This window comes from Bacteroides intestinalis (assembly GCF_003464595.1).
Lineage (GTDB): Bacteria > Bacteroidota > Bacteroidia > Bacteroidales > Bacteroidaceae > Bacteroides > Bacteroides intestinalis_A.
On sequence record NZ_QRZF01000002.1, the window covers coordinates 189,924 to 210,857 of the forward strand.

Sequence of the window (20,934 nt, forward strand, 5' to 3'; positions counted from 1 at the left end):
AACGGAATAGATACTTATGAATCCTTCCTATAATGAACGCGAAGTGCTGGAGCTTCTACAAGATGAAAGTACACAAAAGCGAGGGTTTGAGTTGATTGTTGCGCAATATAGCGAACAATTATACTGGCAGATCCGTCGTATGGTGCTTTTGCATGAAGATGCCAATGACTTACTTCAGAACACGTTCATTAAGGCATGGACCAATATCGATTATTTCCGTGGAGATGCGAAGCTTTCTACCTGGCTTTATCGCATTGCTTTGAATGAATGTTTGACTTTCCTAAATAAACAACGAGCTGTAACTACTGTTTCTATTGATGATGAAGATGCTTCTGTACTTCAGAAGCTGGAAAGCGATCCCTATTTCTCCGGCGACCGGGCACAGAAGTCTCTACAGAAAGCATTGCTTACACTGCCGGAAAAGCAACGTATGGTATTCAACTTAAAGTATTACCAGGAAATGAAATACGAGGAGATGTCCGACATCTTCGGCACATCTGTCGGTGCTCTGAAAGCCTCTTATCATCATGCCGTGAAAAAAATCGAGAAGTTTTTGGAGGGAGAGGTTTAAACCTTTACCCCAAAACGTAGTCTAACCTAACAGAGAGGAAAAAAGCTTATGAAAGAAGAAGATAACATATTGAAGAAGGTAGGGAAGGAAAATGCTTTCCGTGTTCCTGACGGATACTTTGAGAATCTTACTTCAGAGGTGATGAGCCGGCTTCCCGAAAAGGAAACACCTGCAATTATTAAGAGAGAGCCTACGAAGTGGGAGAGAATTAAGCCATGGGTATATATGACTGCCATGTTTGTCGGCGCAGCATTGATTATCCGCGTTGCTTCTACTGACCGTACACCTGTTAACAACCGGATGGCGATGGACGAACCTGAAACCGAAGTTGTTTCTGATGAATATATCAGTGCTGTGCTGGATAATTCCATGCTGGATGATTATTCGCTGTATGTCTATCTCACAGACGCCGGTGCAGAGTGATGTGAGTAACAACTTAACTGTATGAGAAGAAAATGAAAAAGCTGATTGTTTTGTTTATTGTGATGTGCAGTTTCATCCCCTTGTCATGGGCTATGGACGGATGTAATCAACATTTGTCTCCTGATGAATTCCGTGCCAAGCAGAAAGCGTATATCACAGAGAAAGCCGGATTGACTAAGGAAGAAGCCGCTAAATTCTTTCCTGTTTATTTTGAATTACAGGATCGCAAAAAGCAACTGAATGATGAGGCATGGAACTTACTTCGAAAAGGAAGGGATGAAAAGACGACCGAAGCGCAATATAATGAGATTTTAGAAGGCGTATACGATGCCCGTATTGCTACCAACCGTCTGGAGAAAACTTACTATGAGAAGTTTAAGAAGATACTTTCGAACAAAAAGATATATTTAGTACAGCGTGCTGAAATGCGTTTTAACCGTGAGTTGCTGAAGGGGATGCATCATAAAGGTGGAGAACCTCAAAAACCGCAAGGAAAGAAAAAATAACAGAATATTAGGAGCTTCGGCTCCTTTTTTCGTTTATAGCCGATACATGCGGCTGCGAAGGCTTACACTTGCGGGAGTGTAAGCCTTCACTTGTATAAGTGATGGCCTTCGCAGCCGCAAGTGTGAATCTTCGCAGTCCTATGCATTTGAGTTTTATTTTTCCAGCTTTTTAGCTTCGTTCCAGATGGCGTCCATCTCTTCCAGAGTCATATCATGCAGGTTTTTGCCTTCCTTGATGGTATGTGCTTCCAGATAATTAAAGCGGTTGATAAACTTCTGGTTGGTGCGTTCTAATGCATTATCCGGATTGATCTTGTAGAGGCGTGCGGCATTGATGAGGCTGAATAGTACATCCCCGAATTCGGCTTCTGCCTTGTCCTTATCCATATTGGCCACTTCTGCCTGAAACTCCTGGATTTCCTCTTTTACCTTATCCCACACTTGTTCCCGTTCTTCCCAGTCGAAGCCGACGTTGCGGGCTTTGTCCTGAATACGGTAAGCTTTGATGAGTGAAGGAAGGGCGGCAGGAACACCACTCAACACACTCTTGTTTCCACCTTTCTCTCTTAACTTCAGTTGTTCCCAGTTTTCGGAAACTTGTCCGGCAGTATCGGCTTTTACGTCACCGAACACATGGGGATGGCGGAAGATTAATTTCTCGCAAAGGTGGTCGCATACATCTTTCATGTCAAAATCGCCTTTCTCGGAACCTATCTTTGCGTAGAAAGCTACGTGTAGCAAGACGTCTCCCAGCTCTTTGCAGATATCATTTTTATCGTCACGTATCAGGGCGTCACAAAGTTCATAGGTTTCTTCAATGGTGTTGGGACGCAGACTTTCGTTAGTCTGCTTGCGGTCCCAGGGACATTTCTCGCGGAGTTCGTCGAGTATGTCCAGGAAGCGTCCGAAGGCTTCCATCTGTTCTTTTCTTGTATGTAACATATCTTTATAGGGTTATTTATTGCAATGTGTATAATAGGATATAAGCAAACCGACTACTTCGGAGTAGTTCTTGCGGCCACTTTGTATCTTGTTTCCTTTCAGGTACAGGTCGTATATCCAGTCTTGTATATCTCCGATGAGTGGACTGTATTTCTCCGTCCAGTATTCCTGATTACTTTTAGCCAGTTCAATGATTTCAGGGCGTATCCGCTTGAAGAGCTCTTTGTATTCTTCTTCATCCATCAGTCGGCGGGCATTGACAAGTACATGTCCCAGTACTGAAAAGTATCCGCAGAAGCGGATACCTCGCGCTTGCGAACGGGTACAGACCTGATAAGCATAGAAGTTTGCTTCCGCCTCGCTGGAGATGCCCAATAAATGTGCCAGTTCGTGGGCATACGTGGCAGGATACTGTGAAGGGAGCAGATCTCCATTCAAGGTAAATTCGCAGAAGAAAGGTCCCATGCTACCGGTGACGCCCACCATGGAAATCAGTGGAGTGAAAAGCATTGTCTTCACCCGTGGTGACTTATGGAAAGGATGATGTACACCCAGCGTATCACTGATCTGATTGTATCCGCGAACTGTTTCCCGGCGGATAAGGTCCTTATTGATAGTGGTTACATCTACATACGATCCATTCAATTTGTCAACGTAATCATCAACAAAGTTCCGGAAGTTCTCGGGAGTGTATGCGGTATAAGGAATCTTTGTCCGTTGGTAGAAATTGGGCTGTGAATAATTAAGTCCCCAAGCCAGATAGAACCAGACGTATATCCATAACAGATATTCAATATCATTCAGCAAGATACGTTTCCACTTTTTCTTCTGAAAGCGGCGGGCATAGGCAGGGTAGAGGAGTACGCCCGCAATGCTGAGGGCTATGAATAAGTCGCCTATGGCAAAGGGAATGAGGCGGGAGAAAGACGAAAGAATATAAGCTATGACAGGATATACACTGTGTGCATATATTTTTCCCATAGCCGGAATGAGCTGTGTGGCCCAGACTACTAACAAGAGTGTGCATAGCACGATATAACGAATCTTCAGCTTATATTTCATCGCAAATTTATTTGAAAGGCAAAAATATACATTTATTAAATGTCACGTAGGAAATTAGCTTTATATTTGCAAAAAAACTATTAATAAGCAACTTAAGTAACGACATTGGACACTGTAATTATGACTGATCAAAATGACATTGAACGCTATTGCCGTAATTGCGTTTCACGCGATTTCGTGAATGGCAGAGGACTGGTTTGCAAGCGTACCGGGGCTATTCCTGCATTTGTAGGTGAATGTGAAAGCTATCAGAAAGATGAAGAGCTGGAGAAAATGGCTCCTACTCCTAAGCCTGAAGATTATTCGGGATATGTAGACAGAGAGAAACTGTTGGCTGAGGAGAATTTACCGAAAGCTGTATTGTTCGGAGTGCTGGCATGCATTGCAGGTGCTGTGGCTTGGGCTTTGATCTCTATTTCTACCGGATACCAGATGGGATATATGGCCATTGGTGTCGGTTTCTTGGTAGGATTTGCGATGCGCCAGGGGAAAGGAATACGCCCTATATTTGGCATTATTGGTGCCGCTTTGGCGTTGATAAGCTGTGTGATGGGAGATTTCTTCTCTATCGTAGGTCTGGTGGCCAAAGAATATGAAGTCTCTTTTATGGACGTCCTTTTCGACGCCAGTTATGGTGAAGTGATGTCTGTGGTAATAGAAAATATGGCTTCCATGACAATCGTATTTTATGGAATTGCTCTTTATGAAGGTTATAAATTGTCGTTCTCTGCACAGAAAGCGCCGGAGGGTGGCAAGATTTGAATTTAATTTAGTAATTTTGCGCCCGTTATTCGCGATAAAATAAATTATATACAGATTTAAAAGATATGGAATTAGCAAGTAAGTACAACCCTGCTGACGTAGAGGGAAAGTGGTACCAGTATTGGTTGGACCACAAATTATTCAGTTCAAAACCCGATGGTCGTGAGCCTTACACCATCGTCATTCCGCCCCCTAACGTCACCGGCGTGCTCCACATGGGACACATGCTTAATAATACCATTCAAGATATTCTGGTACGCCGTGCCCGTATGGAAGGTAAAAATGCCTGCTGGGTACCGGGTACTGACCACGCTTCTATCGCTACGGAAGCGAAAGTAGTAAATAAACTGGCCGCACAAGGTATCAAGAAGACAGACCTTACCCGTGACGAATTCCTGAAGCATGCCTGGGAGTGGACAGATGAACATGGTGGCATCATCCTGAAGCAGTTGCGTAAACTCGGTGCTTCCTGTGATTGGGACCGCACCGCTTTCACTATGGACGAAAAGCGTAGCGAAAGTGTATTGAAAGTATTTGTAGACCTCTACAATAAGGGACTGATTTACCGTGGTGTACGTATGGTAAACTGGGATCCGAAGGCTTTGACTGCCCTTTCTGATGAAGAAGTTATCTACAAGGAAGAGCATGGCAAACTGTATTATCTGCGCTATAAAGTGGAAGGTGATGCGGAAGGACGCTATGCTGTGGTAGCTACTACCCGTCCTGAAACGATCATGGGTGATACCGCTATGTGTATCAATCCGAACGACCCGAAGAACGAATGGCTGAAAGGTAAGAAAGTAATCGTTCCTTTGGTAAATCGTGTGATTCCGGTAATCGAAGATGATTATGTAGATATTGAGTTCGGTACAGGTTGCCTGAAAGTAACCCCTGCGCATGATGTGAACGACTATATGCTGGGTGAAAAGTATAACTTGCCAAGCATCGATATCTTTAACGATAATGGTACATTGAGCGAGGCTGCCGGTCTTTATATCGGTATGGATCGCTTTGATGTTCGTAAGCAGATTGAGAAAGACCTGGATGCTGCCGGCCTGTTGGATAAGGTGGAAGCCTATACCAATAAGGTAGGTTATTCCGAGCGTACCAACGTGGTTATAGAGCCGAAGCTTTCTATGCAGTGGTTCCTCAAGATGCAGCATTTTGCAGATATGGCATTGCCTCCTGTAATGAATGACGATCTGAAATTCTATCCTGCCAAGTATAAGAATACCTATCGCTACTGGATGGAGAACATCAAGGACTGGTGTATCAGCCGTCAGTTGTGGTGGGGACACCGCATTCCGGCATACTTCCTTCCGGAAGGTGGATATGTGGTAGCAGCTACTGAAGAAGAAGCTCTGAAACTGGCAAAAGAGAAGACCGGCAATCCGGCCCTGACTATGGAAGATCTTCGTCAGGATGAAGACTGTCTGGATACTTGGTTCTCTTCCTGGTTGTGGCCCATCTCTTTGTTTGATGGTATCAACAATCCGGGTAATGAGGAAATCGATTATTACTATCCGACAAGTGACCTGGTAACCGGTCCGGATATCATTTTCTTCTGGGTAGCCCGCATGATTATGGCAGGTTATGAATATGAAGGAAAGATGCCGTTCAAGAATGTGTACTTTACGGGTATCGTTCGCGACAAGTTGGGACGCAAGATGTCCAAGTCCCTCGGTAATTCTCCCGACCCGTTGGAACTGATTGAGAAGTTTGGTGCCGATGGTGTGCGTATGGGTATGATGCTTGCAGCTCCTGCCGGAAATGACATCTTGTTCGATGACGCTCTTTGCGAACAGGGACGTAACTTCTGTAACAAGATATGGAATGCTTACCGCTTGGTAAGTGGCTGGACCATTGATGACAGTCAGCCTGTGCCGGAAGCTGCAAGACTGGCATCGCTCTGGTTTGAATCCAAGCAAAATGAGGTTGCTGCTGAGGTAGCTGATTTGTTTAGTAAATACCGTTTGAGCGAAGCTCTTATGGCTGTTTATAAATTATTCTGGGATGAATTCTCTTCCTGGTATCTCGAAATGATAAAGCCGGCTTATGGACAAGGTATCCACAGTTCAATTCATAGTGCTGCGATTTCTTATTTCGATAATCTGCTTCATTTGCTTCATCCGTTTATGCCATTCATTACCGAAGAACTTTGGCAACAGATGTATGAGCGCGAAGAAGGTGAAAGTCTTATGGTATGTCCTTTGACAATAAATACCTATGTGGACGGTGAGACAGTTCGGCAATTCGAAGTGGTGAAAGAAGTGATCAGTAATGTTCGTTCTATCCGTTTGCAGAAAAACATAGCTCAAAAGGAAACGTTGGAATTGCAGGTTGTAGGCGAAAATCCGATTGCAGAATTCAATCCGGTTATCATGAAGATGTGTAATCTCTCGGCAATTGATGTGGTAGATACTAAAACCGAAGGTGCTGCTTCATTTATGGTAGGAACTACGGAATATGCCGTACCTCTGGGGAATATGATTGATGTAGAAGCTGAAATAGCCCGTATGGAAGCAGAACTGAAGCACAAAGAAGGTTTCCTGCAAGGCGTCATGAAGAAGCTGAGCAATGAGAAGTTTGTGAATAATGCTCCTGCCGCTGTCCTTGAACTGGAACGTAAGAAACAGGCGGATGCGGAAAGCATTATCAACTCTCTGAAAGAGAGTATTGCTGCGCTGAAGAAAGCGTAATAAGAGCTAGTTAAGATATAATAATGGTAACAATAAGGGTAGATAGTCTTTGAGATCTACCCTTAATTGTTTTAATGCTTGCTGTATACGATAGTCCACCGTTTTTGGAGAAACATCCAAGGCGGTGGCTATTTCTTTATAACTCATATTCTGGAAACGATGCATACAAAAAGCCTCGCGATAACTGGGTGGAAGTGCTGCGATTGCCTTTTCTATCCGTTTGGTGAGTTCTTCTATATGGTAAAAGTCTATATCCTGTAATATCTCTTGCATCTGTTCATAGAATAGAGTATCTGCGCGTTGTCTTGTGCCTTGTTGCCGGATTTGTGATATAGCCCTGTGATAAACCATTCTAAAAAGATATCTGTTAAGAGAAGACTCTATAATAGTATGTGCATCCGGATTCTCCCATACCCATAATAATACATCCTGTACGATTTCTTCAGCATCTTCCAAATCGACAAAACGATGGCAATAGGCGCATAAGACAGAGTAGTATTTCCTGAATAATGCGTCAAAAGCTTTTTTATCTCTTTGACCTATGGCGGAGAGTAAGGAGCTATCTTCCTGTGATGTAATTCTCATAATATCATGTTAGCGAAGCAAAGATATTGTTTTCCCGGAAAAAAATCTAAAAAAGAAGCTTTTTCGTTTAGGAATCTTTTTTTTTCATGCGTCCTTTAAATAGAGAATAAGAATAAAATAGGATGGAAGAACAAAATATAAATGGAATAGAAGATTTGCTTTTGCGTTATTGCGAGGGTGATGTGACTGAGGAAGAGTATCAATTGGTAGAAAATTGGGTAAATGCTTCAGAGAAAAATGAAAGAGTAGCAAAACAGGTATTCTCAATTCACCTTGCTATAGATTCAGTTCAGATATTAAAAAAGATTGATACAGAGAAAGCCCTGAAAAAAGTGAGCTCCCGGATTGTAGCAAAGAAGCGTCAGATAGGGTGGGAATGGTTCCAGCGTGCTGCTGCCATTTTATTTATTCCCTTGCTTGTATCTTTTCTGATGCAACATTTCTTTATAGCAGATACTAAAGAGCAGGTAGCTCAGCTTATTGAAATAAGAACTAATCCGGGAATGATAACTTCCGTTATATTACCTGATAGCACAGTCGTTTATTTGAACTCAGAATCCTCTTTATCATATCCGAGCCGTTTTGACGGAAATACTCGTGAGGTCTTTTTAAAAGGTGAAGCCTACTTTGAAGTAATGAAAGATCCATCGAAACGTTTTTTGGTTTCTACTATGTATCAATCTCAAATAGAAGTATTGGGGACGCATTTTAATGTTGAGGCTTATGAAGGAGGAGAGAATGTTGTGACTACATTAGTCGAAGGAAAAGTAAACTTCTTATTCAAGAAGAATGAGCAGGCTCATGCAGTAAAACTTAAACCCGGTGAGAAACTGACATATAATTCAAAGGAAGGAAAGGTACGTCTCTCTGCTACTTCCTGCGAGTCTGAAACATCCTGGAAGGATGGTAAGGTTATTTTGAAAAATACTCCTTTGTGGGAGGCTCTTCATATGTTGGAGAAACGTTATAACGTTCAATTTGTAATAAACAACAGGAAAGGGTTAGATGATACATTCAACGGTACCTTTACAAATGAACGCTTGGAGCGTATATTAGATCACTTCAAAATATCTTCTAAGATACGCTGGCGTCAAATTGAAGATGCGAATATATTGGATAGGAAGATTAAAATAGAGATTTATTAGTTATATACTAACCACTTAATATTTTAATGACATGAAAAACAACTCTACCTAAAACAAAACATATGGAATGATATTGGCGTATCATTCCATATGAAAATCAGTCTATCTTTTTCTCAGCTTGTTTGGCGACAAGCGTAGATAAACCAGTTTTTTAACTTTAAATCATTACAAATTTATGCAAAATTATTTTAGCATCCAACTTTTGTGGGTGGTAAAGTCACTTTGGTTGACCTTTAAAAAAATTCCGCTTGCTATGAGACTATTCGTTCTAATTTTGATTTGCTCCGTTAGTTTTGCGTGTGCATCGGGTGTCTATGCACAGAATAATGCTGTCATTAGTCTAAAAGTACAGAATCAGACAGTAGGAGATGTATTGCAGAGAATAGAAGAACAATCCGAGTTTGGTTTTTTCTTTAATAATAAACATGTAGATTTAAATCGTCGGGTATCTGTTTCTGCTAATAAAAGCAATATATTTAAGATACTTGATGAGGTATTCGAAGGTACTAATGTTAAGTATTCTGTGCTCGATAAGAAAATTATATTATCTACGGAAATACCTGCTTTGCAGCAAGAAAAGAAAAATCGTGTGACAGGCCGGATTACCGATATTAATGGAGAACCTTTAATCGGAGCATCTATTCAGGTGAAAGGGACTTCTGTAGGTACTATTACTGATATTGACGGTAATTATTCGTTAGAAGTATCAGGAAATGTGATTCTGCTGGTTTCTTATATCGGATATGTACCCCAGGAAATTACCGTAGGGCTTCAGAAAGTCATAAATATTGTATTAAAAGAAGATACAAAGACCTTGGATGAAGTGGTGGTGGTAGGCTATGGAGTGCAAAAGAAGACAGATGTTACGGGAGCTATGGTACGGGTTGATGCAGAAGATCTAACCTCTCGTCCGGTGTCCAATGCTTTTGAGGCTATGCAGGGTAAAGCGGCTGGTGTAGATATTACGAGCAATGAGCGTCCTGGTGAAATAGGAACTATCAATGTACGTGGTGTTCGTTCTTTGAGTGCCAGTAACACCCCGTTGTATGTGGTAGATGGGATTCCCTTAATGTCTAATAGTGGTATTGAGACATTGAACCCTAATGATATAGAGTCTATTGATGTGTTGAAAGATGCTTCTGCCACTGCTATTTATGGCTCTCGTGGTGCTAATGGAGTCATTTTAGTTACTACGAAGCAGGGAAAAGAAGGAAAATTGACGTTGAATTATTCTGGAACTGTTACCTTCGAAACTTTGCAAGACTATTCCAGTATGATGAATTCAGCAGAGTATATTGAGTGGCGCAGATGGGCCTATTATTACTTTAACCCGGAAGCATACCCAAGAGCCGATCAGCCGACTAAAGAAAATGATTATAAAATATTTATGGGTTCTTCTGACCCTTATGCCTGGAGAAACATAGAAAAAGGATGGGCTAATGGAACCTGGGATGCATCTCAGGTGTCTACAACAGATTGGGGAAGTATGGTTACCCAAACAGGTATTACACATGAACATACATTGAGCGCTAGTGGTGGTTCGGAAAAGATGAAAGGGTATGCATCTTTCGGTTATTTGAATAATGAGGGTACCATAAAAGGAGAATCTTATACCCGGTATACAGCGAAAGCCAGTGTAGACTTAGATCCGGTGAAGTGGCTTAAACTGGGGATGAATATTAATGCAACCTTTAGCGAACAACAATATGGTTCTTCTGCTAAAGCGGTAGGACAGTTATCCACTAATATTCCCAGGAATTTATATGCAGCTTCAACCAGTGTATTTCCTTATGCAGTTCCTTATGATGATAATGGCGAACGTATCATTTATCCAGGAGGGGATGACGGTGTAAAGACAGTAATAGATGATTGGAAGTACAGTGAAAATGAACGGAGGATGTTTCGTGCTATCGGCAGTATGTATGCACAGTTGGACCTGGGGGAAATTTATACTCCATTAAAAGGGTTGAGATATCGTTTTAATTTTGGACCCGATTTCCGTTATTGGCGCAATGGAACTTACCAGGATGAGCAGTCTGTTAGTAGGAATGGCTCTCCTAATTATGCTTCATTGAGTAATCAACAGGATTTTTCCTGGACTTTGGACAATTTGATTTACTATAATAAAGAAGTAGGGAAGCATGGTTTTGGTTTAACTCTCTTACAAAGTGCCACTAAGTATCATTACGAGGAATCTTCTATGGGAGCTGTTGGTATACCTTTATCAAGTGCAAAGTGGAATGCATTGACACAGCAGGATATCTCGTCTTTGGACAGTTGGAATAGTGGTTTGATTGAGAAACAGCTGATGTCGTATATGTTCCGTTTGAATTACGATTATGATAATAAATATCTGGTCACAGTCTCCGGGCGTTGGGATGGTGCCTCACAGCTTGCTAAGGGCAATAAATGGGCATTCTTTCCCAGTGTTGCATTGGGGTGGCGTCTCGATCAGGAAGATTTCCTGAAAGATATCCGGTGGATAAGTCAATTGAAACTGCGTTTAGGAGTTGGAGTTACAGGCAATTCGGCTATTGATCCTTATCAGACAAAAGGTGCTATTGTTTCTCTTTATTATCCTTACGGAAGTAGTATAACGCCGGGATATGTGGCATCCGAATCTTTGATTGAAGGAGGAAATGTAGCCATGGCTAATCAAAACCTGACGTGGGAGAAAACCAGGCAATATAATATTGGAGTTGATTATGCTGTGTTGAATGGACGAATTTCGGGAGTGATAGATTTCTATACTTCACGTACTACAGATTTGTTGATGGAGATGACAATCCCTGCCTTAACAGGTTATACAAATACATATGCCAATGTGGGCGAAACATCCAATATGGGTGTGGACATCACATTGAATACCGTTAATGTGAAAACACGTAATTTTGAGTGGAGCACTACTCTTAATGCTGCCTGGCAAAAAGATAAAATAGAATCCCTGTCGAACGGGAAAGAAGATGATATCAATAATAATTGGTTCATAGGACAGGCATTAGGTGTTATATATGGCTATCAATCTGCCGGACTGTGGAAGGAAGAAGATGCTGCGGAAATGGCCAAATTCAACGAGAAGGGGCATAAGTTTGAAGCTGGCATGGTGCGTCCCGTCGATCAGAATAATGACCATTTGATAGATCCTAATGATGACAGAGTTGTGATAGGTCATACTCGTCCCCGCTGGACTTTCGGAATGACCAATGCTTTCTCTTATAAGAATTTTGATTTCTCTTTTATGCTCTATGGTCGCTTCGATTATCTGGTAGATACTGGTGGCGAATGGCAAGGAGGGCGCTATACACAGCGTAAGATTGACTATTATAATGAAAACAATAAGAATGTAGAATATCAAAAGCCCATTTGGAATGGTGCTGCAGGAGATCCTTACTACAGTATTCTCGGCTATAAGAACGGTTCATTCTTGAAAATACGGAATATATCTTTAGGATACTCTTTCCCAAAGTCATTGATGAAAAAATGGGGAATATCTAACATGAAGGTATATGTACAAGCCAAAAATCCCGGAAGGATATTTTCGAATATAGATTTCCTGGAACTGGATGCTTCACAAGCGGGTACTACAGCCTGGAATCGTGGTTATACAATTGGATTAAATATTGGATTCTAACTTAAACTAATAAAGATATACTTATGAAACTTTGTAGAAATATTGCATATAGTTTGCTGGCTACTATATTTGTAGGAGGTACATTATCTTCGTGCAGTGATTTTCTGAATGAGGAATTGACTACACAGAGAAATACTGATTATTTTGATACGGAAGAAGGTATAGCAGATTTGGCTACCGGTATTTATTATAACTTACGTTTCCATTTTTCTAAAGAGTGGGCATATGCTACAACTAATTATGGCACAGATGAATTCCGTATAGGAGGTAATGCATCTAATGCTGCATGGAATAGTTATAATGGTAGTTTTAAATCGCAAATAACAGCAATGGATTCCAATACAGCACTGATGGAGACACTTTGGGATAATATGTATATAGGGATCAATTCTGCCAATATTCTGTTAGAGAAACTATCCTTGGATATTTATAAGGGAACTAATAAAGATGTGTATATGGGCGAAGCTCATTTCTTGCGTGGGTTCAACTATCTGAAGTTGGTTTCCCAATATGGTGGAGTACCTCTGAAGCTACATCCGAGCACTACCCCCGAGCGAGAGTTTACTCGTTCAACCGCTCAAGCCACGGTAGAGCAAGTAATTGATGATTTAAAGAAAGCTTATGATTATTTGCCGGATAAAGTATCTATGACTGGTAAACTGACGAAAGATGCTGCTGCACATTTTCTGGCTAAAGCCTATTTATTCCGTGCCAGTGAGATTAATGATTCCTGGAATAGTAATACGAAGTCAGCAGATTGTGCAGAAGCTTTGCGCTTGGCAAAAGAAGTCATCTCTCACCGGACTTTGGCATCGAACTTCTCCGACCTTTGGAATTATACAGAACCGGACGGAGCCAATGAAAAATTAGATGAGATCATTCTGGCAGCTCAGTTCTCTTCTGATAAATCCTCAAGAGGGCGTTATGGTAATCCTTGTCATTTGTATTTCTTGTCTGTATACCAGAATCTCCCGCAAATGAAGCGTGATATTGCAGGAGGGCGTGAATATCAGCGTTTGAGAACTACGTATTATATGTATAATGTATACGACATGGTAAATGATTCACGTTTCTGGAAAAGCTTTAAAACAAAATATGCAGTCAATAATCCGGTTAAGGGATCTACCTATGAGAAAGGTGATTTGGGCATAATGTATGTTATTAATCGTCCGGGGGATACACGTTTTGATAATATGGAAATGAAAGAAAAGGTTGCTGATGAAAAAACAGGAAAGTTGATACCAACTGTGTTTGTTGCTTATCCGAAGGATCGAAATGGCAAAGATGATACGGCATTATATGATGAACTCTCACGTTTTGCTTCATGTAGCAAGTATCTGGACGGTTCACGTGAGGCTGTTAATGATATGCCTGGTTTTCGCGATGGTATACTTGCACGGTTGGGAGAGACTTATCTTATAGCAGCAGAAGCTTTGATTCGTCAGCATGAATATGATGATGCCTTATACTATATCAATGAAATCCGGAAGCGGGCAGCTTATAAGAAAGGTGAAGACCGTTCTGCTTATTGTGATGGTGGGGCAGCTTATAATTCCAATTCTTTAGGCTATGCCAGCATGGGAGATGTGAATTCATATATGGCAGAGAATTCTTACTATGAATCAAATGGTGTATCTGAAACTACAGATGCTACTAACTTGATAGTAACGGATATTCAGAATTTGCCAGCTGAAGATAAAGCCATAATAGATAAATTGAATTATACAGATGATTATGACCGAATGATGTGCTTCTTGTTGAATGAACGTTCCCGTGAGCTTTGTGGCGAATTCCTTCGTTGGGAAGATCTGGCAAGGACTAAAACCCTGGTTGCCCGTGCCAAAGCTTTTAATCCAGATGCAGCTTCCAATGTTGATGAACATCATTGTCTGCGTCCTATTCCTCAAACGTATTTAGATGCCATACAGAAAGATGGGCATGCACTGACTTCTGAGGAAAAGAAAGCAGAACAGAATCCTGGCTATTAATTTAATGTCGCTCGTTAAAATTGATAATATTACATTTATAGATAAAAATGAACATTTGTTATATTGATAGATGATGAAAAATAATTTGAAATATTTATTTCCCCTTGTGGCAGGTTTTTCAGGAACTGTCATGGCTCAAAGTACTACTGCCAATCTCCCTAATGTAGTTTACATTATGGCTGACGATTTAGGCATAGGTGATTTAGGGTGCTATGGTCAGAGGCAGATTAAGACCGTCAATATTGATGGTATTGCACAAAACGGAATGAAGTTTATGCAGCATTATTCCGGAGCTACAGTCAGTGCTCCCTCACGCTGTGCCTTGTTAACGGGAAAGCACATGGGGCATGCAGCTATCAGGGGAAATGACAAAGTCGAGGGATCAGATGGATTACTTTATGAAACCCCACTTCCTGCAGAAGAAAAGACGGTTGCGGATGTATTTAAAAGCAGAGGTTATGCAACAGGGTGTATTGGTAAATGGGGATTGGGAGGTCCAGGAACAGAAGGTATGCCCAATAAGCACGCTTTTGATTATTTTTATGGTTACTTGGGACAACGTTTTGCTCATAGTTATTATCCGGAGTTTCTGCATGAAAACGATGAAAAAATCATGTTGAACGGAAAATTCTATTCGCATGATTTGATGTTGGAGAAAGCACTGAACTTTATTGATAAAAACAAGGCTACTCCTTTCTTTCTTTATTTCTCACCAACCCTTCCTCACGCCGATCTTGATATTATGGATAAAGAGATGAAGAAATATGAAGGTGAATTTTGTGAAACTCCTTTTGGTGGCAGAGGCTATAAAGAGCAGCGAAACCCTCGTGCGGCTTATGCGGCAATGGTTACTTATTTGGATCATAGTGTGGGGCTGATCATTAATAAGTTGAAAGAGGAAGGATTGTATGAGAATACTATCATAATTTTCACTTCAGATAATGGAGTTCATGCCGAAGGAGGGCATGATCCTGATTATTTTGATAGTAATGGCCCTTTCAGAGGTCACAAAAGAGATCTTTATGAAGGAGGTATTCGTACTCCATTTGTAGTGCAGTGGCCAGGTGTTATTCCGGCAGGGGTAATAACAGATCATATTTCTGCTTTCTGGGATTTTTTGCCAACCATTAGTGATCTGCTTCAAACGAAATCACCTCAGGGTATCAATGGTATATCATATTTGCCTGCTTTAACGGGAAAGGGAAAACAGAAGAAGCATGATTATATCTATTATGAGTTCTTTGAAGCTGGAGGAAAACAATCTATTATGAACCTTGATGGTTGGAAATTGATAAGATTGGAAGTTAGTACTCCTTCAAAAACTTATGAAGAATTGTATAATATCTATAGAGATCCTGCAGAAACTACCAATGTGATCCGGCAATATCCTGAAATAGCTAAAAAGTTGAAGGAAAAGATTGAGTCTCAGCGTACGGAGAATTCTCATTTTCACTTCTGATTACTATAAACGAATTAGCCCTTGCAATATCTGATTACTGCAAGGGCTAATTTATTTTTTATAAATCAAATGCTATTACTTTTCCAGTAGTTCTTTCAGAAAAGAATCCAGCTCTTCATCCAGACCTTTCAGTAGTTCCTCATTTACAAGCAATGTATCATCATCCATTAATAATAACTCAGCAACTGTTTCTTTTTCTTCATCCACCAGTACGAATGAATAGGGCTTCAAGATGGTAAGCCGATCAAAGTCACCACCATTCTTCATGTTATTAAGTAATGTAGAAAGAATACGTTCTGCGCTCTCGTAGAAGTCATCTCCATCATACGTCATCCATTCTTCTATTGTGATACATGCCAAGTCCTCGTCATCATCGTCAAATATAGACAGTTCGCCGGAATTTTGATTAGCTTGCAGATGGATGTCGGTCACAATGGTTTGCTCGCAGCCACAAATATATTTGCTGACTGCTTGTCTTATGGTCTTTTCTAAGAGTGATAAAGATGCTTGACTCAGTTTCATAATAGATATTCTTTCTTAATGGATGTTCAAAGGTATAAAAAAAATAATTACCCTTGCATCATTTGATTAAAAATCATTCTTAAATCGTTCCATTTGGACATTCAATCGTGTCATTCCCTCTTTTCGTTCTTGTAATTCACTTAAATAGCGGGTTACTGCAAAGTAGTTGGGAACGTCGCTGACATCTATTCCTCCCTGCTTTTTTTTCTCTTCGATTTTGTCTATGTCGTATGCTTCTTTTTGCGCCTTCAGTGCCCATTCTTCTGCTGTCTGAATGCTATCTTGCATCTCATATCCTAAAGCAACGTTATAGGCTGCATACATTTTCTGTTTTCCTTTTTTCTTCTTCTCGTAAGTCTGTTTCCAAAGCTCAATGGCTCGTTTCCAGTCGTTTTCACGAACATAAACGGCTGCATCACGCATATTCACGGAACCACTTGTAAACAGGTAGCGGGAAGCCGTCTTCCAGTGTGGCAGCATATACTTTACAGGCACAGTGCCGGCAAATTCAGAAGCTTCTTTCAGCATTTCTGTTTCACTGATGAGTCCTGCACCGGCCTGAGCTATGCTGGGGGCAGCATAATCCCAGAAAATACTATCGTTGGTATTGATTGTTACCATCGGGCCATTTCGGTTAGGCAGGTATACTTTTACGGTAGGGTATACCTTTACGTCTATGGTTCCGGCATAAACACCCCACTCGCGCAGGTATTCAATTTTACGGAGAGAGCGTAGTTGTATGTTTTCCAAAGCTATCAGGAAATCCACATCCAGGCTTTCGGTAAGACTTTCCACTTCACTCTTGCTGAGGGTGCTTTCGCGGGGAATCATATCATTGGCCCGTAACATAGAATCGCAAATAACGACTTCGTCGAAATAGTTTTCATTGGCCAGTGCTTCAGCCAGTGCTTCAGTGGTTATTTTAGAATTTCCGTTGAAGTATTTTGTTTTGCGGGCAATTTCCGTCTCATCTTTTTTCTTTTCATCTGTTTCTTCTACGATCAGTTTGTTGTCCGGGATGGATGGCATATTATTTACCACGGCTACACGTTTGAGGCTGGGCGGAAAGCTAACTTCTGCCGGCAGCATATAGTCGATGGATAATTGCTCTACGGTCTGGCAACCGCCAAATAGCAGAGCACAACAGATCCCTAAGAGATGCGAATACTTAGTCATAGGCTTGTTCTTTATCTAAGAATAACAAAAATACACTTTTGTATGGATATATAAAAGCCTCAAACAGATTTTAACCGTTTGAGGCTTTTATTAGTGATTAGCGATAAGAGATTAGTGGTTAGCATACTTATCACTAGTCACTCATCACTAATCACTCATTACATATTCCTTCCGTGACAGTTCTTATACTTCTTACCACTTCCACAAGGACAAGGATCATTACGTCCTACAGTTCTTTCCGCACGAATCGGTTCACGTTTCACTTGCTCACGTGTATCCTGTTGGGCAGCAGCCTGTTGATTCGGGTCATTCAGGTCTTGCTTTTGCTCGCGATATTTGCTCATGTCCTGCTTCTGTTCGGGAGCAGCTTGCTGAATTTCCTGTGGCTCCTGTACCGGGATTTGTCCACGCATCAGGATAGAAACAGTCTGGTTATTGATCTTATTCACCATTGTATCAAACAGATTTACAGACTCCAGCTTGTAAATCAATAACGGGTCTTTCTGTTCGTAGCTTGCATTCTGCACAGAATGTTTCAATTCATCCAGCTCACGCAAGTTTTCTTTCCATGATTCGTCGATGACGTGCAGCAGGATAGACTTTTCAAAAGCTTTCACTACCTCCTTACATTCGCTTTCGTAAGCGGCTTTCAGGCTACAGGAGATGTTGTACATACGCTTACCATCCGTAATGGGGATAAGAATATTTTCATACATATGTCCTTGAGTCTCATACACCTGCTTGATAACCGGATAAGCAACCTGTGCCATGCGGTCAGTCTTGCGCTTGAACAGATCCATGGCTACATTGAAAGCCTCTTCTGCAAGTTTCTCTTTCTTTTCGTTGCGGAACTGCTCTTCGCTGAACGGAGTTTCCATAGCGAGTGTTTGCAGGAAGTCCATTTTGCAGTTTTCGTAGTCGGGAGCTTCAACAGCAGCGGCAACACGATCCCAGATCATGTTCACGATGTCCATGCCGATACGTTCACCCATCAAGGCATGACGGCGCTTGGTATACACAACAGTACGTTGTTTGTTCATTACGTCATCATATTCCAGCAAGCGTTTACGGATACCGAAGTTGTTTTCTTCTACCTTCTTCTGTGCACGTTCGATGGAGTTGGAAATCATCTTGTGTTCAATCATCTCACCTTCCTTGAAACCGAGGCGGTCCATCACACCGGCAATACGGTCGGAGGAGAACAGACGCATCAATTCGTCTTCCAGTGATACGAAGAATACAGAAGAACCCGGGTCCCCCTGACGTCCGGCACGTCCGCGCAACTGGCGGTCTACACGACGGGACTCATGACGCTCCGTACCGATAATTGCCAAACCACCTGCAGCTTTCACTTCCGGGCTCAGTTTGATATCCGTACCACGACCGGCCATATTGGTAGCAATGGTTACTGTACCGCTCAAACCGGCTTTAGCTACGATGTCTGCTTCCTTCTGGTGCAGCTTGGCATTCAGTACGCTATGCTCAATCTTGCGCATAGACAACATTTTGCTCAGCATTTCAGAGATTTCTACAGAAGTAGTACCCACCAGCACAGGGCGTCCGGCTTGTACCAACTGCTCAATCTCTTCGATAACAGCTTTATATTTCTCGCGTTTCGTCTTATAAACGCGGTCGTTCATATCTTTACGGGAAATGGGACGGTTGGTCGGGATTACCACTACATCCAGTTTGTAGATATCCCAGAACTCTCCTGCTTCCGTTTCCGCAGTACCGGTCATACCCGAGAGCTTGTGGTACATACGGAAGTAATTCTGCAACGTAATGGTAGCGAATGTCTGCGTAGCAGCTTCCACTTTCACGTTTTCCTTAGCTTCGATAGCTTGGTGCAAACCGTCGGAGTAGCGACGGCCTTCCATGATACGTCCGGTCTGCTCGTCTACGATCTTCACCTGTCCGTCCAGTACAACGTATTCATCATTGATCTCGAACATGGTGTATGCCTTCAACAATTGGTTGATGGTATGTACTCGTTCGGATTTGATGGCATAGTTTGTCATCAGTTCATCTTTCTTAGCCAGACGCTCTTCATCTGTCAGCTGCGTTTCGTTTTCCAGTTCGGAAAGCTGTGCGGCGATGTCGGGCAATACGAAGAGGGTAGGATCTTCTGAGTTACCGGTAATCAAATCCACACCTTTATCTGTAAGGTCTACACTGTTCAGTTTTTCTTCGATGACGAAATACAACGGATCAGTTGCTTCGTGCATGCGTTTATTGTTCTGCTCCATGTAGATTTCCTCGGTCTTCAGCATACCAGCCTTGATGCCCTGTTCACTCAGGAACTTGATCAATGCCTTATTTTTCGGCAAAGCTTTATGGCTGCGGAACAAGGCAAGGAAACCTTCTTCCTGTTCTTTCTTATCGCTGGAAGCAATGAGGCGTTTGGCGTCAGCCAGATATTGAGTAGCCAGTTTCTTCTGTGCTTCTACCAGACGTTCTACCAGTGGGCGAAGCTGTTCAAATAATTGCTCTTCACCTTTAGGGATAGGACCGGAAATAATCAACGGAGTACGGGCATCATCAATCAATACGGAGTCCACCTCATCAACGATGGCATAATTGTGCTGACGTTGTACAAGGTCTTTCGGGCTGATAGCCATATTATCACGCAGGTAGTCGAAACCGAATTCATTGTTCGTACCGAATGTGATATCTGCCAGATATGCCTTACGACGTGCGTCTGAGTTCGGTTGGTGCTTGTCGATACAATCCACACTTAAACCGTGGAACATGTAAAGAGGCCCCATCCACTCGGAGTCACGTTTAGACAGGTAGTCATTCACAGTTACCACATGCACACCGTTTCCGGTCAATGCATTCAGGAATACCGGGAGGGTAGCCACCAATGTCTTACCTTCACCCGTTGCCATTTCGGCGATCTTACCTTTGTGCAATACCACACCACCGAATAACTGTACATCGTAGTGTACCATGTTCCAGGTAACTTCCGCACCACCGGCCAACCAGTGATTCTGATAGATAGCCTTATCATCTTCAATACGTACGAAATCCTTCGTAGCAGCCAGATGACGGTCGAATTCAGTAGCTGTCACTACAATTTCTTCATTTTCAGAGAAGCGCTTTGCTGTTTCTTTTACGATAGAGAAAGCTACAGGCAGTACTTCATCGAGTGCTTTTTCGTAGCATTCCAGTATTTCTTTCTCCAGTTTGTCTATCTGTGCGAAAACCTCTTCACGGTTTTCCAGTTCAATAGCTTCGATGCCTGCCTTCAGTTCTTCTACCTTAGCGCGTTGCTCTGTAGCCGAATTGTAGATGTAGGTTTTCAGTTCTTCCGTCTTGGCGCGTAGGGCGTCGTTATCGAGTTTGGCAACTTCCGGGTAAGCGGCTTTGATCTTTTCCACCCACGGCTGAATTTCTTTCATGTCGCGTGCGGATTTATTGCCGAAAATCGAGCTTAAAAATTCATTAAATCCCATTATATATC

The 20,934-nt window shown here is 41.9% G+C and carries 15 protein-coding genes; 9 read left to right on the forward strand and 6 right to left on the reverse strand.

Going from position 1 to position 20,934, the window contains the following annotated elements:
- Nucleotides 1–16: 16 nt before the first annotated feature.
- The 3 genes from DWW10_RS03150 to DWW10_RS03160 are packed head-to-tail and all read left to right on the forward strand — an operon-like array spanning nt 17 to nt 1,500.
- Complete coding sequence (locus DWW10_RS03150; RefSeq protein ID WP_007212919.1) at nt 17–571, forward strand: RNA polymerase sigma factor; 555 nt, start codon at nt 17–19, stop codon at nt 569–571.
- 48 nt (nt 572–619) lie between these two features.
- Entirely contained in the window at nt 620–994 is a 375-nt protein-coding gene (locus tag DWW10_RS03155) for a hypothetical protein (protein ID WP_022393292.1), read from the forward strand.
- Nucleotides 995–1,026: 32 nt separating this feature from the next.
- Nucleotides 1,027–1,500, forward strand: a complete 474-nt coding sequence (locus DWW10_RS03160) for a hypothetical protein (protein WP_007212921.1) — start codon at nt 1,027–1,029, stop codon at nt 1,498–1,500.
- 153 nt (nt 1,501–1,653) lie between these two features.
- Here DWW10_RS03160 and mazG read toward each other — a convergent pair whose 3' ends face one another.
- Both mazG and DWW10_RS03170 read right to left on the reverse strand, forming a co-directional pair.
- Nucleotides 1,654–2,442 (reverse strand): nucleoside triphosphate pyrophosphohydrolase, encoded by a 789-nt coding sequence (mazG, locus tag DWW10_RS03165; protein ID WP_022393291.1) that lies wholly within the window; start codon nt 2,440–2,442, stop codon nt 1,654–1,656.
- A 12-nt stretch (nt 2,443–2,454) separates the two neighbouring features.
- Entirely contained in the window at nt 2,455–3,504 is a 1,050-nt protein-coding gene (locus tag DWW10_RS03170) for a DUF3810 domain-containing protein (protein ID WP_022393290.1), read from the reverse strand.
- Nucleotides 3,505–3,624: 120 nt separating this feature from the next.
- On the opposite strand from DWW10_RS03170, the gene DWW10_RS03175 reads away from it, so the two are divergent.
- Nucleotides 3,625–4,266: a hypothetical protein gene (locus DWW10_RS03175; protein WP_007212924.1), complete on the forward strand. Its 642-nt coding sequence runs from the start codon at nt 3,625–3,627 to the stop codon at nt 4,264–4,266.
- Between the two features lie 65 nt (nt 4,267–4,331).
- Nucleotides 4,332–6,965: a valine--tRNA ligase gene (locus DWW10_RS03180; RefSeq protein WP_022393289.1), complete on the forward strand. Its 2,634-nt coding sequence runs from the start codon at nt 4,332–4,334 to the stop codon at nt 6,963–6,965.
- Between the two features lie 6 nt (nt 6,966–6,971).
- On the opposite strand, the gene DWW10_RS03185 is transcribed toward DWW10_RS03180, so the two are convergent.
- Complete coding sequence (locus tag DWW10_RS03185; protein WP_118421039.1) at nt 6,972–7,550, reverse strand: RNA polymerase sigma-70 factor; 579 nt, start codon at nt 7,548–7,550, stop codon at nt 6,972–6,974.
- A gap of 122 nt (nt 7,551–7,672) precedes the next feature.
- Between DWW10_RS03185 and DWW10_RS03190 the strand changes: the two genes are divergently transcribed.
- The 4 genes from DWW10_RS03190 to DWW10_RS03205 all read left to right on the forward strand — a co-directional run bounded on the left by DWW10_RS03190 (nt 7,673) and on the right by DWW10_RS03205 (nt 15,773).
- Nucleotides 7,673–8,695, forward strand: coding sequence for a FecR family protein (locus tag DWW10_RS03190; RefSeq protein WP_118486973.1), 1,023 nt, complete (start codon nt 7,673–7,675; stop codon nt 8,693–8,695).
- Nucleotides 8,696–8,948: 253 nt separating this feature from the next.
- Nucleotides 8,949–12,326, forward strand: coding sequence for a TonB-dependent receptor (locus DWW10_RS03195; protein ID WP_259320404.1), 3,378 nt, complete (start codon nt 8,949–8,951; stop codon nt 12,324–12,326).
- 23 nt (nt 12,327–12,349) lie between these two features.
- Nucleotides 12,350–14,314: a RagB/SusD family nutrient uptake outer membrane protein gene (locus tag DWW10_RS03200; protein WP_182021345.1), complete on the forward strand. Its 1,965-nt coding sequence runs from the start codon at nt 12,350–12,352 to the stop codon at nt 14,312–14,314.
- A 73-nt stretch (nt 14,315–14,387) separates the two neighbouring features.
- Complete coding sequence (locus tag DWW10_RS03205) at nt 14,388–15,773, forward strand: arylsulfatase (protein ID WP_118421156.1); 1,386 nt, start codon at nt 14,388–14,390, stop codon at nt 15,771–15,773.
- 75 nt (nt 15,774–15,848) lie between these two features.
- Here the strand turns inward: DWW10_RS03205 and DWW10_RS03210 are convergent, their stop codons facing one another.
- From DWW10_RS03210 to secA, 3 genes are all read right to left on the reverse strand, one after another.
- Nucleotides 15,849–16,295, reverse strand: coding sequence for a hypothetical protein (locus DWW10_RS03210; RefSeq protein ID WP_118421037.1), 447 nt, complete (start codon nt 16,293–16,295; stop codon nt 15,849–15,851).
- A gap of 66 nt (nt 16,296–16,361) precedes the next feature.
- A complete protein-coding gene (locus DWW10_RS03215; protein ID WP_022393832.1) occupies nt 16,362–17,471 on the reverse strand; it encodes a DUF6340 family protein in 1,110 nt (369 codons plus the stop codon).
- Nucleotides 17,472–17,629: 158 nt separating this feature from the next.
- Nucleotides 17,630–20,926 carry a preprotein translocase subunit SecA gene (gene secA, locus DWW10_RS03220; RefSeq protein ID WP_118421036.1) on the reverse strand — a complete coding sequence of 1,099 codons (3,297 nt, stop codon included), beginning with the start codon at nt 20,924–20,926 and terminating at the stop codon, nt 17,630–17,632.
- Nucleotides 20,927–20,934: the final 8 nt, after the last annotated feature.

What these genes read in the sequence shown, in the direction of transcription:
- DWW10_RS03190 (WP_118486973.1), top strand. Translation starts at nt 7,673, where the DNA reads ATGGAAGAACAAAATATAAATGGAATAGAAGATTTGCTTTTGCGTTAT.
- DWW10_RS03200 (WP_182021345.1), top strand. Translation starts at nt 12,350, where the DNA reads ATGAAACTTTGTAGAAATATTGCATATAGTTTGCTGGCTACTATATTT.
- DWW10_RS03195 (WP_259320404.1), top strand. Translation starts at nt 8,949, where the DNA reads ATGAGACTATTCGTTCTAATTTTGATTTGCTCCGTTAGTTTTGCGTGT.
- DWW10_RS03210 (WP_118421037.1), bottom strand. Translation starts at nt 16,295, where the DNA reads ATGAAACTGAGTCAAGCATCTTTATCACTCTTAGAAAAGACCATAAGA.
- secA (WP_118421036.1), bottom strand. Translation starts at nt 20,926, where the DNA reads ATGGGATTTAATGAATTTTTAAGCTCGATTTTCGGCAATAAATCCGCA.
- DWW10_RS03205 (WP_118421156.1), top strand. Translation starts at nt 14,388, where the DNA reads ATGAAAAATAATTTGAAATATTTATTTCCCCTTGTGGCAGGTTTTTCA.
- DWW10_RS03155 (WP_022393292.1), top strand. Translation starts at nt 620, where the DNA reads ATGAAAGAAGAAGATAACATATTGAAGAAGGTAGGGAAGGAAAATGCT.
- DWW10_RS03180 (WP_022393289.1), top strand. Translation starts at nt 4,332, where the DNA reads ATGGAATTAGCAAGTAAGTACAACCCTGCTGACGTAGAGGGAAAGTGG.
- DWW10_RS03170 (WP_022393290.1), bottom strand. Translation starts at nt 3,504, where the DNA reads ATGAAATATAAGCTGAAGATTCGTTATATCGTGCTATGCACACTCTTG.
- DWW10_RS03160 (WP_007212921.1), top strand. Translation starts at nt 1,027, where the DNA reads ATGAAAAAGCTGATTGTTTTGTTTATTGTGATGTGCAGTTTCATCCCC.
- DWW10_RS03175 (WP_007212924.1), top strand. Translation starts at nt 3,625, where the DNA reads ATGACTGATCAAAATGACATTGAACGCTATTGCCGTAATTGCGTTTCA.
- DWW10_RS03215 (WP_022393832.1), bottom strand. Translation starts at nt 17,471, where the DNA reads ATGACTAAGTATTCGCATCTCTTAGGGATCTGTTGTGCTCTGCTATTT.
- DWW10_RS03150 (WP_007212919.1), top strand. Translation starts at nt 17, where the DNA reads ATGAATCCTTCCTATAATGAACGCGAAGTGCTGGAGCTTCTACAAGAT.
- mazG (WP_022393291.1), bottom strand. Translation starts at nt 2,442, where the DNA reads ATGTTACATACAAGAAAAGAACAGATGGAAGCCTTCGGACGCTTCCTG.
- DWW10_RS03185 (WP_118421039.1), bottom strand. Translation starts at nt 7,550, where the DNA reads ATGAGAATTACATCACAGGAAGATAGCTCCTTACTCTCCGCCATAGGT.